At 70.1% G+C, this 13,047-nt stretch carries 13 protein-coding genes and 1 tRNA gene; 9 read left to right on the top strand and 5 right to left on the bottom strand.

The window, feature by feature from the left end:
• Positions 1–116 precede the first annotated feature (116 nt).
• The gene (locus VNF07_05650; GenBank protein HVB05714.1) at positions 117–797 is read right to left on the bottom strand and encodes a hypothetical protein; all 681 of its coding nucleotides are present in this window, start codon (positions 795–797) and stop codon (positions 117–119) included.
• 124 nt (positions 798–921) lie between these two features.
• Between VNF07_05650 and gpmA the strand changes: the two genes are divergently transcribed.
• Both gpmA and VNF07_05640 read left to right on the top strand, forming a co-directional pair.
• Entirely contained in the window at positions 922–1,668 is a 747-nt protein-coding gene (gene gpmA, locus VNF07_05645) for a 2,3-diphosphoglycerate-dependent phosphoglycerate mutase (GenBank protein ID HVB05713.1), read from the top strand.
• A 69-nt stretch (positions 1,669–1,737) separates the two neighbouring features.
• Positions 1,738–2,364, top strand: coding sequence for a hypothetical protein (locus VNF07_05640; GenBank protein HVB05712.1), 627 nt, complete (start codon positions 1,738–1,740; stop codon positions 2,362–2,364).
• Here VNF07_05640 and VNF07_05635 read toward each other — a convergent pair.
• Entirely contained in the window at positions 2,307–2,822 is a 516-nt protein-coding gene (locus VNF07_05635; GenBank protein ID HVB05711.1) for a hypothetical protein, read from the bottom strand. The genes VNF07_05640 and VNF07_05635 overlap by 58 nt on opposite strands.
• A gap of 375 nt (positions 2,823–3,197) precedes the next feature.
• Here VNF07_05635 and VNF07_05630 point away from each other — a divergent pair, with 375 nt between their 5' ends.
• Positions 3,198–4,751, top strand: coding sequence for an ammonium transporter (locus tag VNF07_05630; protein ID HVB05710.1), 1,554 nt, complete (start codon positions 3,198–3,200; stop codon positions 4,749–4,751).
• A 175-nt stretch (positions 4,752–4,926) separates the two neighbouring features.
• Complete coding sequence (locus tag VNF07_05625; GenBank protein ID HVB05709.1) at positions 4,927–5,265, top strand: P-II family nitrogen regulator; 339 nt, start codon at positions 4,927–4,929, stop codon at positions 5,263–5,265.
• Positions 5,266–5,325: 60 nt separating this feature from the next.
• On the opposite strand, the gene dcd is transcribed toward VNF07_05625, so the two are convergent.
• A complete protein-coding gene (dcd, locus tag VNF07_05620) occupies positions 5,326–5,889 on the bottom strand; it encodes a dCTP deaminase (protein ID HVB05708.1) in 564 nt (187 codons plus the stop codon).
• Between the two features lie 55 nt (positions 5,890–5,944).
• Here dcd and VNF07_05615 point away from each other — a divergent pair.
• Positions 5,945–6,018, top strand: a tRNA-Gly gene (locus tag VNF07_05615).
• A gap of 182 nt (positions 6,019–6,200) precedes the next feature.
• On the opposite strand, the gene VNF07_05610 is transcribed toward VNF07_05615, so the two are convergent.
• Complete coding sequence (locus VNF07_05610; protein ID HVB05707.1) at positions 6,201–6,476, bottom strand: HU family DNA-binding protein; 276 nt, start codon at positions 6,474–6,476, stop codon at positions 6,201–6,203.
• 124 nt (positions 6,477–6,600) lie between these two features.
• A complete protein-coding gene (locus VNF07_05605) occupies positions 6,601–7,461 on the bottom strand; it encodes a PAC2 family protein (protein HVB05706.1) in 861 nt (286 codons plus the stop codon).
• A 347-nt stretch (positions 7,462–7,808) separates the two neighbouring features.
• Between VNF07_05605 and VNF07_05600 the strand changes: the two genes are divergently transcribed.
• The 4 genes from VNF07_05600 to VNF07_05585 all read left to right on the top strand — a co-directional run bounded on the left by VNF07_05600 (position 7,809) and on the right by VNF07_05585 (position 12,913).
• Positions 7,809–8,381 (top strand): WxL domain-containing protein, encoded by a 573-nt coding sequence (locus tag VNF07_05600; protein HVB05705.1) that lies wholly within the window; start codon positions 7,809–7,811, stop codon positions 8,379–8,381.
• 161 nt (positions 8,382–8,542) lie between these two features.
• Entirely contained in the window at positions 8,543–9,067 is a 525-nt protein-coding gene (locus tag VNF07_05595; GenBank protein ID HVB05704.1) for a hypothetical protein, read from the top strand.
• 77 nt (positions 9,068–9,144) lie between these two features.
• The gene (locus VNF07_05590) at positions 9,145–10,176 is read left to right on the top strand and encodes a hypothetical protein (GenBank protein ID HVB05703.1); all 1,032 of its coding nucleotides are present in this window, start codon (positions 9,145–9,147) and stop codon (positions 10,174–10,176) included.
• Positions 10,151–12,913, top strand: coding sequence for a hypothetical protein (locus tag VNF07_05585; protein ID HVB05702.1), 2,763 nt, complete (start codon positions 10,151–10,153; stop codon positions 12,911–12,913). Before VNF07_05590 ends, VNF07_05585 begins: the two co-directional genes overlap by 26 nt.
• Positions 12,914–13,047 lie beyond the last annotated feature (134 nt).

The following is a 13,047-nucleotide window of genomic DNA, read 5'->3' as shown; positions in this document are numbered from 1 at the left end:
CCGGGGGTCCCCGGCGAGAACTTTGCAGCGACCAGAATAACAGACTTGAGTGCCTCATTGTCAAGGCCGCCGAAAAGCCACTTTCACCTGGGAGTTCAGCAGGGGCGGAAGGGGTGCTAGCTGGAGCGGGCGGGGTGGGCGCGCTTGCCGTCGCGGACGACGAGCTCGCGCCATCGGTGGTCGGCGATACGCGCCAGCGTGGCGAGCTGTCGTCGCTCGCGCGAGCGGAACGGGCGACCGGCGCGACCGACGAGCAACGCCAGCCCGGAGACCTCGAGGCCCGCCCAGGCGACGTCGTTGGCCGCCCCGGCGCGGCCCGAGAGCTCCCGGTTGGCGGCGCGCGTGCCGGTGACGAAGGCCTCCAGCCACGGCGCCGCCGGGGCGTCGCCCGAGGCGCTGAGCACGACGGGGCCCTCGGGGTCGACCACCGCCGCCCATCCCGAGAAGACCCCCGCGACGCCGGCCACGAGCAAGTCGAAGAGCACGGCGACGCCCGCCCCCGAGATGAGGTCGGCCGAGACCTCGAGGGCGTCGATCAGCGGGTAGGGCAGGCCGGCGACGACGGAGCGGATGTCCTCGACGTCGACGAAGTCGAGCTCTTTCAGGCTCTCGAGCAGCGCGCCGATCATGTCCTCGCTCGGCAGGTCGATCGTCAGCTCGTCGATGACTCGGTCCCCTCCGCGCTCGAGGATGTCGATGCCGGTGACGTCACCGCCGACGCCGCCGATGCGCGCCGCGACCGCGCCGAGGGCGCCGGGGCGGTCGGCGAGCCAGACGCGCATCACGAAGACAGGCACGACTTCACACTAGGGACGCGGTGTGAACGGCGGATTTCCGGGAGGCGTCGGGGGGGTGTCGGCGCCCCCCGTTGCGGCGGGCGCCGCTGGGCGGCTTCGCGGCCCGCGACTAGCGTCAGCGGTGATGCCATCGCTTGTCATCGTCCGCCACGGCGAGAGCCTGTGGAACTCCGAAAACCGCTTCACCGGCTGGGTCGATGTCGACCTCAGCGACAGAGGTGAGCAGGAAGCGACCGACGCCGGCCAGCTGATCGCGGAGGAGAAGGGCATCGACGTCGGACGCTGCTTCACCTCGGTCCTCACCCGAGCCGTGCGCACCGCCAACCTCAGCCTCGACGCGATGGGCAAGAGCTTCCTGCCGGTCGAGCGGAGCTGGCGGCTGAACGAGCGCCACTACGGGGCGCTGCAGGGACTGAACAAGATGGAGACCGTGCAGCGCCACGGCGAGGAGCAGGTCCTGGCGTGGCGCCGCGGCTACGAGACGCCACCGCCGCCGGTCGAGCGCGACAGCCCCTACCACCCGCTGAACGACCCCCGCTACGCGATGGTCCCCCCTGCCTCGCTGCCGGCGACGGAGTGCCTCGCCGACGTCGTCGTCCGGCTGATCCCCTACTGGGAAGACGCGATCGCTCCCCACCTCCTCCTCGGAAGCGACGTGCTCGTGGTCGCGCACGGCAACAGCCTGCGGGCGCTCCTCAAGTACCTCGAGGGCGTGTCGGACGACGACATCGCCGACATCGACCTCCCGACGGGGATCCCGCGCGTCTACGAGTTCGGCGACGGCCTCGCGCTCGAGGCCGTCCGCGACCTCGGGGACCCGGAGACGATCGCCGCCAAGGCCGAGGCCGTCCGCAACCAGACGCGCGCCTGACCGAGCGCGCCCGGCCGGACGGTCGGGCCGGCTCCGGCGGCGCGGAACTTCATTGGTAGCGTGACCGCGATGGCCGCCGGGGATCAGCGCTCACTCGGCGACCGCCTGCGCGGCGCCTTCCTGAAGCCGGTCGACCCGCACGCCGCCCCACCGAAGCCGCAAGCGGAGCGGCGGACGGCCGAGGAGCTCGAGTCGAGCCTCAGGAGCGCCGACGACAAGGAGCGCGCGGTCGGGCTCATCGCGGCACCCTTCGCCGCGCTGATCGGCGTGCTGGTGATCGACCAGCTGATCCGCAACGACCCTCCGGCGCGACTGAACGGGCTCGTGAACAAGCTGCACGTGAGCGTCGCGCTCTACCACGAGCTGACGATCGTCCTCGTGGTGCTCTCGATTCTCATCCTCGTGATGGCGATGCTCCGCAAGCGGCTGCTGCTCGGCATCGTGATGGCGCTGTTCGGGCTCGCTATCTTCAACCTCCACTACTGGGGCTTCGGCGTCCCCTTCATCGGCTGCGCGTCATGGCTGCTGGTGCGCGCCTACCGGATCCAGCGCGAACTGCGCGACGCCTCCGGCGGCGGGCCCTCGGGGGGCGGTGCCCACCCGCGCAGCGGGAGCCGCCTGCCGCGCTCGAACAAGCGCTACACGCCACCGTCCTCGGTGCGTGCGCGGCGCGCCGACGGGAACCGCGCGACCTGACGTCGGCGCAGGCCGAGCGCCGCGACAGCGAGCACGAGCACGATCACCGCCGGTGCGAGGAACACCCGCGCCGAGGCGTGCTCGCCGGCGAGCACGCTCGCCGTCGTGAGAAGCGGCGGGGTGCCGGCGACCACCACCGCCTGCAGCGTCGACCCGGGCGGGTGGAGCGAGTTGCCGGGGATGGCCGCCGCGTAGCGGTGGCCGTCGAAGCGGTAGACGCCGCGGCAGGCGTAGCCGGCGGCGTTGCTGCCGCTCCCGCCCAGCAGGCCGAGGCAGCCGGTGACGCGGATCGGGACGGCGAGGCCGCGGGTGCGCAGCGCGGTGATCTGCGCGTTCTTGTTCGCGCCCGCGACGGTCAGCGCGAGCGCGAGCGCCAGCGCGCCCGCCATCATGAGCGCGATCGCGACACGCGCCAAGCGGCCGAGGTCGACGTCGACCGAGGCGCCGCGGAGCCGCATGACCGGGGCGGCGGCGGCGGCGTCCGCGCGAGGAGCTCCCGCCCCATCAACCGACGCTGGCGCTCGTTCCGCTGGCGCCGAACCCGGCACGGTCAACCGCTGCTCCTTCTGGCACGGCGGCGGCGGCTCCCCGCCGAGGACCCGGAAGCGTAGTGGTGGGCGCTCGACTACCGGTTGCAGCGGGCGCCTTCGCGCCCGCCGTCGCGCGAGCAACGGGGCGCTGCGCGCAGAGGGTTTCCAGTTAACACACTGGTAACACCGGCGTGACTGTGCGGAAACTGAGGGCCTGCATCCTTGGCGCACCTCGGTGACCCGCGACGTCGATGATCGCGCCGCGCCGGGGCCTCGCGACCGCACGAGAGGAGTCCTCCCAAGGTGCACCTGTTAGGCGCAGTACCGGTTCCGTATCCAAGTTGGCTCAACACCGGCGACAACACCTGGCAGATCGTCGCTGCCACCTTCGTCGGCCTGATGAGCCTCCCAGGGCTGGCGGTCCTCTACGCATCGATTGTTCAGAAGAAGTGGGCGGTCAATGTCCTTGCGATGATGTTCGCCGGCTTCTCGCTCGTGCTCGTCGCCTGGGTCCTGTGGGGCTACAAGATCGGCTTCGGCAGTACCTCGCTCGGCGGGGGGGTGCACAACGGTATCCAGACCCAGCTCAGCGGGGTCGGATGGGTGAAGCACTTCTTCGAGAACTTCGCTGGCAAGCCCGGGCAGATCACCAACGCCAATAACGAGTTGGGCCAAGCGGTCTCGGCGGCCAACACCGCCGTTCCCTTCCACTTCCCGACGACCTCGTTGGCGTACTTCCAGTTCGTCTTCGCCGCGATCACACCACTGCTGTTCCTCGGCAGCGTCCTCGGGCGTATCAAGTTCAGCGCCTGGTGCCTGCTCGTCCCGCTGTGGTCGACCTTCGTCTACGGCGTCGACGCCTTCATGCTGTGGGGCGGTGGCTACTTCGCGCAAGAGGGCGCGCTCGACTTCTCGGGTGGCTTCGTCATCCACATGTCCGCAGGAGTGTCCGGCTTCGTGGCCGCCTGGGTCCTCGGGCCGAGATTGCTGCGAGATCGCCAACACGCAATCCCCAACAACCTCGTCATGGCCGCGGTCGGTGCCGGCATCCTCTGGCTCGGCTGGAACGGCTTCAACGGTGGTGACCCGTACTACGCCGGCGCGGACGCCGCCGCCGCGGTCGTGAACACCAACCTCGCGACCGCGACGGGCGTCCTCGTCTGGATGGGGATGGACGCCTGGTTCTCAAAGGCGAAGAAGCCGACCTTCCTCGGTGGCGTGAACGGAATGATCTGCGGGCTCGTCGGGATCACCCCGTGCGCCGGCTGGGTCAACGGCTGGGGCGCGATCGCCGTCGGTTCAATCTGCTGCGTCGTCGTGTGGTTCGCCTGGAACTACCTGTCGAAGGTGCGGCCGTTCAACAAGGTCGACGACGCCCTCGGCGTCATCTACACCCACGGCATCGCCGGACTGTTCGGCGGTCTCTTGCTCGGGGTGTTCGGTGACCCGAACATGCTCGAGCTCGGCTGCGGGACGCTCGACGCCAACGGGCAGGTGGTGAACACCACCCAGCAGATCTACCAAACGGCGCAGGGGAAGTGCACCCCGTTCTCGGTCGGCGGACTCATGTACACGAACTCCTTCCACCAGATCTGGGAGCAGTTGCGTGCCGCGGTGTGGGTGATCTTCTGGTCCGCGCTCGTGACCTTCATCTTGATGAAGATCATCGGCCTCGTCCTCGGCGGCCTCCGCTACCGCGACGCCATCCTCGAGGTCGGCGACCTCGCCATCCACGACGAGGAGGCCTTCCCGCCGGACAGCATCGCCATCCGGTCCGGGGCCTACGAGATGGCCGATTACGGTGCGAGCATCGCAGCTCCACCTGAATCGTCCTCGGCCCCGCCCCAGGCGGTGTAGCCGGGTCCGCGGACCGCGTCGGAGAGAGAGGGGTCGAGAGTGCGGTCGCCGCTGGCGATCCCTCTTCTCCGGCGAGCCCCGCACGATCGCCCGTCATCGCCTCGGGCGCCAGAGCGTTTCCCCCAGGAGGCACCGCCTCCCGTCACCTCGGTCCTCAGCTCGGAGGTTTGCGTAATTGAAACTCGTCGTCGCAGTTATTAAGCCATTCAAGTTCGACGAGGTGAAGGAAGCCCTCACCGCCGTCGGTGTCCAAGGGCTCACCATGAGCGAAGTCCAGGGCTTCGGCCGCCAGGGCGGTCACACCGAGACCTACCGCGGCGCGGAGTACTCGATCGACCTCGTGCCGAAGATCCGCATCGAGGTGCTCGCGGAGGACGACAAGGCGGCCGAGGTCGCCGAGACGATCATCACGAGCGCCCGCACGGGGCGGATCGGCGACGGGAAGGTGTGGGTCCTCGCCGTCGAGGACGTCGTCCGCATCAGGACCGGCGAGCGGGGCTCTGACGCCCTCTAGCGCCGAGAACGAGCAAGGGGCCCGTCCGCCGGTGCGTACCGGCGGGCGGGTCCTCTGCGTTCAGCGGAAGTTCTCGAAGTAGCGGCTCGGTGTCGGGCCCCGCTGGTGCTGGTACTTGGACTGGAGCGCCTGCGAGCCGTAGGGGGCGTCGGCGGGGCCGGTCATCCGCAGGAAGCTGATCTGACCGATCTTCATCGCCGGGTAGACGGTGATCGGCAGGTTCGCCACGTTGGAGAGCTCGAGGGTGAGGTGTCCGTCGAAGCCGGGGTCGACGAAGCCCGCCGTCGAATGGATGAGCAGGCCGAGGCGGCCGAGGCTCGACTTGCCTTCGAGGCGGCCGACGAGGTCGTTCGGCAGCGCGACCCGCTCCGTCGTGACCCCGAGCACGAACTCGCCCGGGTGCAGGATCAGCGCGTCGTCGTCCCGGACCTCGACGAGCTCGGAGAGCTCCTCCTGGTCCTCCTTCACGTCGATGACCCGCTGGGTGTGGTTGCGGAAGACGCGGAAGTAGCGGTCTACGTGGAGGTCCACCGAGGAGGGCTGCACGCAGCTGTCATCGAAGGGCTCGATGACGATGCGACCGGCCTCGACCTCCTCGCGGATCGTGTGATCAGAAAGGATCATGGTGGCCTGCACGATACAGTGACCGAGATCCTGCACCGGTGTTCGTGCGGGCGTCGCGGGCGTAGTTCAGAGGCAGAACATCAGCTTCCCAAGCTGAGAACGCGAGTTCGATTCTCGTCGCCCGCTCCAGAGATCCTCAGCAGCCGAAAGTCGCCGCAGCGGCTTCGGCGAGCACAACGCGTCGACCGTCGCCAACTCGGCCTACGCGGCGCTCGACACGCGGGCACGCGGCGACGCCGCGGGGCACCCCGCGACGTCGCCGTGCTCGAACGCCTTTGGACGGCGCAGCATCGTCGCCGCGCCCGACGGCACTACGGGTTGAGCGTCGCCTTGAGGGTGGAGGACGCTCCGAAGTGCATGACCGTCGAGGCCGGAATCTTGATGGCGGCACCGGTCGCGGGGTTGCGGCCGTCACGCGCCGGGCGGTTCTTCCCCTGGAAGGTCCCGAAGCCCGGCCACGCCACCTTGTCGCCACCCTTGGCAGCAGTGGTCACCGTACCGAAGAAGGCGTCCAGCACCGCTTCTGCCTCCTTCGCGGACACGCTCGCCTCAGCAGCAACCTTGGCGACGAGCTCAGCCTTGTTCATCCCATAGTCCCTTCGACACTCCGCCGCGGCATGCGGCCGTGGGTCGAGACTGTAGGGCAGGGCGTGCGAATAGTGGAGGCAATCGGTCGCGGGCCGGTCTCAGGAGACCTCTGCCAGTGCGCCGCTACTGCAGGTCGCCGCGCAGGTAGCGCTCCAGCTCCTCAGCGATCTCGTCGCCCGTCGGCACCCGCTCGTTGCTCACGACCTCCGAGCGCGAGGCATCGTGCTGCGCCTCGAGCTGCTGGACCATCGTCGTGTGCTCCTCGGACTCGGCGATCAGCTCGTCGAGCTGCTTGCGCGTGGTCTCCGAGGCGCGGCGCAATCCAGCGGTGTCGACCGTCAGGCCGGAGACGGCGGCGAGCGCGTCGAGCAGCGCGACCGAGGCCTCGGGGTAGGGGCTCGTCTCGACGTAGTGCGGCACCCGCGCGGAGAGGCCGATCGAAGGCACTCCGACGTCCGCGCAGTAGGCACCGATCACGTCGATCATGCGCGCCGGTCGGTCGCGGATCCCGGGCATGAAGCCCACCTGTCGGGCGAGGCCGCGCTCAGACGCGGTCGAGGTGACGATGATCGGGCGAGTGTGCGGCGTCGCCGTCGGAAAGGCACCGAGGCCGACGATCAGTCGGGTGCCGAGCTCACGAACGAGGTCTCGGACCTCGCCGGCGAACTCCTGCCAGTGGTAGTCCGGCTCGGGGCCGACGAGGAGCGCGACGCCCCGCCCGTTGCCGTCGGTGCCCACCCGCAGGCGGGGCCCCGGCCAGTAGACGCGCCCGCGCACGCCGTCTTTGATGCGGACGCGCGGTCGGCGCGCCCGGTGGTCGATGAACTCGTCGGTGTCGAAGACGCAGAAGGTGCGTGTGTCGAACTGCTCGAGCAGCGAGGCGACCGCGGCGGCGGCGGCATAACCGGGGTCGATCCATCCCTCGACCCCGACGACGAGCACGGGATGCTCGGGGAGTTCCACGCTCCGACGTGCGTAGGTCACCCCAGGAAACTACCGGCTCGCAACTCGCGGAGGCGACACCAGAGGTGGCGCGCAGTTGCACGAAAGCTCGTGGCGCGCGGCCGGCGCCCGCGCGCCACGTGAGGAAACAACACGGGGAGTGAGTTCCGCGCCACGGGGTGTGGGCGAAATCGTTACCCCAGTTCAGGCACCCTATTTTCGGGCAGCAATTTGATTCGATCTTGACGAAAGCCATACGGCTTCAGAGTCGATTCCCGAAGTGCGTGTCCTTGAATGTCCGCATGCCAGGTCTTGACAACGAAAGCGATGGTACGGAAATGAAGGGCACTCCCACGAAGTTGGTGTGTCTTCGCCGGCCGTCCGGGCGGGTGAGCCGGCGATGCTCGGTCGCCCTCGGTGCCTTCGGCGTCGCGGTCTACCTCCTCTCTGCTGCGGCGCCGGGATCGGCGACGGTGGCGGCGAGCGTCGGCATCTCGGCCGGCACCCTGACAGCGACGATCCCGGGCTCGGTGGGCTTCACGGGCGTGACCCTGAACGGTCAGGACCAGGCAACGACCGGCACGCTGGCGATCGACGTGAAGGACGCGTCGGGCTCCGGCTCCGGCTGGAAGCTGCAAGCGACCTCGACGACCTTCAAGGACGCCGGCACGCACACCCTCGCCACCTCCGCGACGACGATCGCGACGAGCTCGGTGACCGACAGCTGTGACACCGGGGCGACGTGCTCGACGGGCGACACCAACGTGAGCTACCCCTACACGCTCCCAGCGGCGACCACCGCGCCGACCGCGACCACCTTCTACAACGCGCAGGCGAACAGCGGGATGGGGAACCAGACGGTCACCCCGACCTTCACCGTCGCCCTGCCGGCGACCACCTACGCCCCGGCGGGCGGGTCGTACACCTCGACCTGGACGATCACCTACGCCGCCGGTCCCTGATCAGCTAAGACCCTGTTGCGGGCCAGATACGATGTGGCGCTTTTCGCCCCGCCTCGTATCCGGCCCTTCAGCATGTCCGGCCACCGGCGAGGCTCAGCCGATCACCGGAGGTCCCGATGGGGTACGGGCGGGCTCGAGCGCAGTGGCGCGCTGCTGCCCTCGTGGTGACCGCCGTCGCGACTGTCTGCTGCACCGCTGCTCCGGGTGCCGCGACGACCGCCGCCAACGTCCTCATCACCCCGGGCCAGCTGCAGCTGATCGGCGGCACCCCCGCGAACATCGGCTTCTCGGCGACCGCGCTCTCTGGCAGCGACCAGAGCACCACCGGCCTCGTGAGCTTCGACGTCTCCGACGCGACGGGATCGGGAGCCGGCTGGAGGATCGAGGGGTCGGGGACGGCTTTCATGAGCGCGAGCGGCCGGGTACTCCCCGGCGCTGGCGCCGAGATCCTCTCCCGGCCGACCGCCTCCTGTGACACGGGCTCCGGTTGTGTCGCTCCGATTGACAGCGTCAGCTACCCCTTCCAGCTGCCCTCCGAGACGGCGGCGACCCTCTTTGACGCCGCGGCCGGCAGCGGCATGGGCAACGCGACCGTGGCCGTCGACTTCGACGTCTCCCTTCCCGCCACCACAATCGCCGGGACGTACTCGGCGACCTGGTCCTTCACGCTCATCAGCGGGCCCTAGCGCGCGGATTGCCGACGCCCGTGTCCATCAGCCGCCAGAGGCGGAGCGTCCCCGTCGCGCTGCTTGCCTGCGGTGCCATGGCACTGCTCGCGCTCGCCGGCTCCGCAGGGAGCGCCTTCGCCGCGACCCAGGTCGGCTTCTCGGTCGGGACGGGACCCGCGCCGGGCTCGAAGGAGCTCGCCGCGGGGGACAGCTACTTCGCGCCCACGGTCCCCGCGGGCGGCACCTACGCGGGGGCGGTGGTCGTCGCGAACGCCAACCGCAACCAGGTCTCGGTGCGCATCTACCCCGTCGACGGGCTGACCTCGCCGGGATCGGGCTCGGCCTACTCCAACGAGGGCAGAGCACTCTCGGGCGCGGGGAGTTGGATCTCCATCTCGCAGAAGTCGCTCCTCTTGAAGGCCAACTCGCGCGCTGTCGTGAACTTCACTGTCGCCGTCCCGGCGGGTGCGAGCCCGGGCAACCACCTCGCTGGCGTGGCGATCGAGGGGGCGAGCCCACAGGCCACGACGACCAAAGGCAACGTCCAGGTGAGCGTGGTCACGCGCTCGGTCATCGCCGTCCTCGTCACGGTCCCGGGCGCGGCGCGCTTCTCCGTCCGCGTCGGCCCACCGACGATCAAGCTCGGCACCTACAAGATCGGGACGGTCGAGATCCCGATCACCGACACCGGCGGCCTGCTCGGCCACCCCGATCTGGCCGTCACCCTCAGCAAGGGCTCCTACAAGAAGACGATCAGCAAGGCGCTCGAGACGCTGCTCCCCGGCGACAGCACCGTCATCCCGATCTTCTGGCCGGATGCCCTCTCCGGCCGCTACACGATCACCGCCTGCGCCAAGGGAGGCGGGCTGAGCGCCCCGGTCTGCACCTCGGGCTCGGCGGTCGCGCCCGCTTCGGCGAAGACGCCGACGAGCGGCTCGGGCCCGTTCACCAAGCCGACGACGGCCGGCCCGGCGTCCTCGTCGTCTTCCAGTTCGACGGTCCTCATCGTGATCATCGCGGTCCTCGGCGCGATCCTCCTCGGTGGGGGCGGCATCCTGCTCGGCTCGAGGCTCGGCCGGCGGCGCGGCCAGGGGAGCGGCGATGACCGCCGCGGCCAGGACGGCTAGCGCCGGTTTGTCGGACGCGCGCCGGCCGCACCTCCCCCGCTCGGCGGGGGGGCGACGGGCGCCGCGGAGACGATCCCCCTCCCGTTGGTGGCAGCGCTGGGCCCTCGCCGGGCTCGTCACGGGCGCCGCATCGCTGGTCGCCATCCCGCAGGGCGCCGCGGCGACCGCGCTGATCGCGACCACGCTCGCCGGGGTGGGCGTGGCGGGTTACGCCGCCGACGGCGGGATCGCCTCGGGGAGCGCAGCGAACGCGCCCACCGGCCTGGCGGTCGACTCGACGGGCGACCTCTTCATCGCCGACACCGCCAGCAACCGCATCCGCATGGTCCCTGCCACCTCGGGCACCTATTACGGCCAGACGATGACCGCCGGAGACCTGTACACCATCGCCGGGAACGGCACTGCGTGCTCCACCCACACCGTCGCCGGCTGCAGCTACGACGGGCCGGCGACCTCCGCGGAGCTCGACAAACCCGACGGCGTGGCGGTCGACTCGACCGGCGACGTCTTCGTCGCCGACACCGCCAACAACTGGGTCGCCATGCTCGCCGCCTCGTCGGGGACGAACTACGGCATCTCGATGACGGCGAACAGCATCTACGTCGTCGCCGGCACCGGCACTGCCTGCTCCACCCACAGCGTCGCCGGCTGCTCCTACAACGCGACCGCGACCTCCGCGAAGCTCGACGCGCCGCACAGCGTCGCCGTCGACGGCGCGGGCGACGTCGTCGTCGCCGACACCTCCAACAACTGGGTCGGTGTGCTGGCCGAGGACAGCGCCACCCTCTACGGCATCTCGATGACGGCGAGCAGCATCTACGTCGTCGCCGGCACCGGCACCGCCTGCTCCACCCACAGCGTCGCCGGCTGCTCCTACAACGCGACCGCGACCTCCGCGAGGCTCGCTTCGCCTGCTGGCGTCGCCGTCGACGGCGCGGGCGACCTCCTCGTCGCCGACACCGCCAACAACTGGGTGGGCATGCTCGCCGCCGCGTCGGGGACGAACTACGGCATCTCGATGGCGGCCGACCGCATCTACGTCGTCGCCGGCACCGGCACCGCCTGCGTCTCGCACAACGTGAGGGGCTGTCACTACGGCGGCGCGGCAACCTCCGCGAAGCTGAGCGCGCCCGCCGGCGTCGCCCTCGACGGCGCCGGGGACCTCTTCGTGAGCGACCCCCCGGACAGCTGGGTCTCGCTGGTAGCGAGCGGCTCGCGGACCCTCTACGGCACGGCGGCGACCGCGAACAGCATCTACGTCGTCGCCGGCACCGGCACCGCCTGCTCCACCCATACCGTCGCCGGCTGCTCCTATGACGCTCCGGGGACGAGCGCGCTGCTGGACGCCCCATCGGGGATTGCGGTCGACGGCTCGGGGGACCTCATCGTCGCCGACACGAGCAACCAATGGCTCGGGATGCTCGCCGCCTCCGCGGTGACGCGGTTCGGCGTCGCGATGACGGTCGGTGACATCTACGACGTCGTCGGCACCGGGACCGCCGGCTACTACGGCGACGGCGGGTACGCGAGCTCGACGCCCTTCAACGCGCCGGCCGGGGTCGCGATCGACCAGACCGGAGATGTCTTCGTCGCCGACACCGCCAACAACCGCATCCGCATGATCCCCGCCACCTCGGGCACCTTCTACGGCGAGGCGATGACCGCCGGCGTCGCGTACACGATCGCCGGCAACGGGAGCGCCTGCACCACTCACACCGTCGCCGGCTGCTCGTACAACGCTGCGGCGACGGGCGCCGAGCTCGACGCGCCGAGTGGCGTCGCCGTCGACGCGGCGGGCGACCTCTTCGTCGCTGATACCGCCAACAACTGGATCGGCATGCTCGCTGCCGCGTCGGGGACGAACTACGGCATCGCGATGACGGCAGGTGACCTCTACGTCGTCGCCGGCACCGGCAACGCCTGCTCGACTCACACCGTGGCCCGCTGCTCGTACAACGCCCCGGCGACGGGCGCGGCGCTCGACGCGCCGAGTGGCGTCGCCGTCGACGCGGCGGGCGACCTGTTCGTCGCCGACACCGCCAACCAGTGGGTCGGCATGGTGCCGAAGAACACCGGCACGAACTTCGGGGTCTCGATGACCGCCGGCGGGATCTACGACATCTTCGGCACCGGTACCGCCTGTGCGACGATCACCGGCGCCTGCGGTGACACCGGCAGCGGCACGACGGCGACCCTCAACTCCCCGGCGGACATCGCCGTGGCCCCCTCGGGGGCGCTCGTCGTCGCGGACAAGGGCACCGACCGCGTGCGCGAGCTCGTGAGTGCCCCGCTCCTCCTCGACCTGCCGAGCTCGTTCACCTTCCCCAACTTCACGCTCCCAGGGGTCGACGGCGTGAGCGGCGGCGTGCTCAGCATGGACCTCGTCCCCTCCACCTATTCGCTGTCCACCGCACCCTGGTCGCTCGCGATCACCTCGACCACCTTCTCCTCGGGCGGCCACGCGCTCTCGGCGGCCGCGACGACGGTGGGCGCACCGATCAGCTCGTGTGACGCCGCCTTCTCCTGCACCGCGGTGGCGGCACGAGGCGGCGACCCGACCTTCCCCTTCACCGTCCCGGCAGGGGCGCCCGCGCCCGCCGCGGCGACCTTCTTCAGCGACCAGAGCGGGACGGGCCCGCAGACGCTCTCGTTCACCTTCCAGATCGCGATTCCCGCCGACGCCTTCGCCGGAACCTACACCTCGACTTGGACGATCACCGACCAGAGCGGGCCCTAGCTACTTCGACCTGAAATAGTCCCCGCCGGAGCATCCTCTTCGTTGCGGGAGCTGCTCGAACGGGAGATTCCTGGCCAAGGTTGTCGTCGATCGTCTCAGGTCGGGATCAGCTGGCTGATCTTCACGAGGTTGTG

Source organism: Acidimicrobiales bacterium, assembly GCA_035533595.1.
Classification (GTDB): domain Bacteria; phylum Actinomycetota; class Acidimicrobiia; order Acidimicrobiales; family Bog-793; genus DATLTN01.
Note: the sequence above shows the minus strand (reverse complement) of the source record. Positions and strands in the feature narration are given on the sequence as shown.

Excerpts from the sequence above, each read along its gene's own strand:
- gpmA (HVB05713.1), top strand. The coding sequence starts at position 922 with ATGCCATCGCTTGTCATCGTCCGCCACGGCGAGAGCCTGTGGAACTCC.
- VNF07_05640 (HVB05712.1), top strand. The coding sequence starts at position 1,738 with ATGGCCGCCGGGGATCAGCGCTCACTCGGCGACCGCCTGCGCGGCGCC.
- VNF07_05635 (HVB05711.1), bottom strand. The coding sequence starts at position 2,822 with ATGCGGCTCCGCGGCGCCTCGGTCGACGTCGACCTCGGCCGCTTGGCG.
- dcd (HVB05708.1), bottom strand. The coding sequence starts at position 5,889 with ATGATCCTTTCTGATCACACGATCCGCGAGGAGGTCGAGGCCGGTCGC.
- VNF07_05610 (HVB05707.1), bottom strand. The coding sequence starts at position 6,476 with ATGAACAAGGCTGAGCTCGTCGCCAAGGTTGCTGCTGAGGCGAGCGTG.
- VNF07_05590 (HVB05703.1), top strand. The coding sequence starts at position 9,145 with ATGGCACTGCTCGCGCTCGCCGGCTCCGCAGGGAGCGCCTTCGCCGCG.
- VNF07_05585 (HVB05702.1), top strand. The coding sequence starts at position 10,151 with ATGACCGCCGCGGCCAGGACGGCTAGCGCCGGTTTGTCGGACGCGCGC.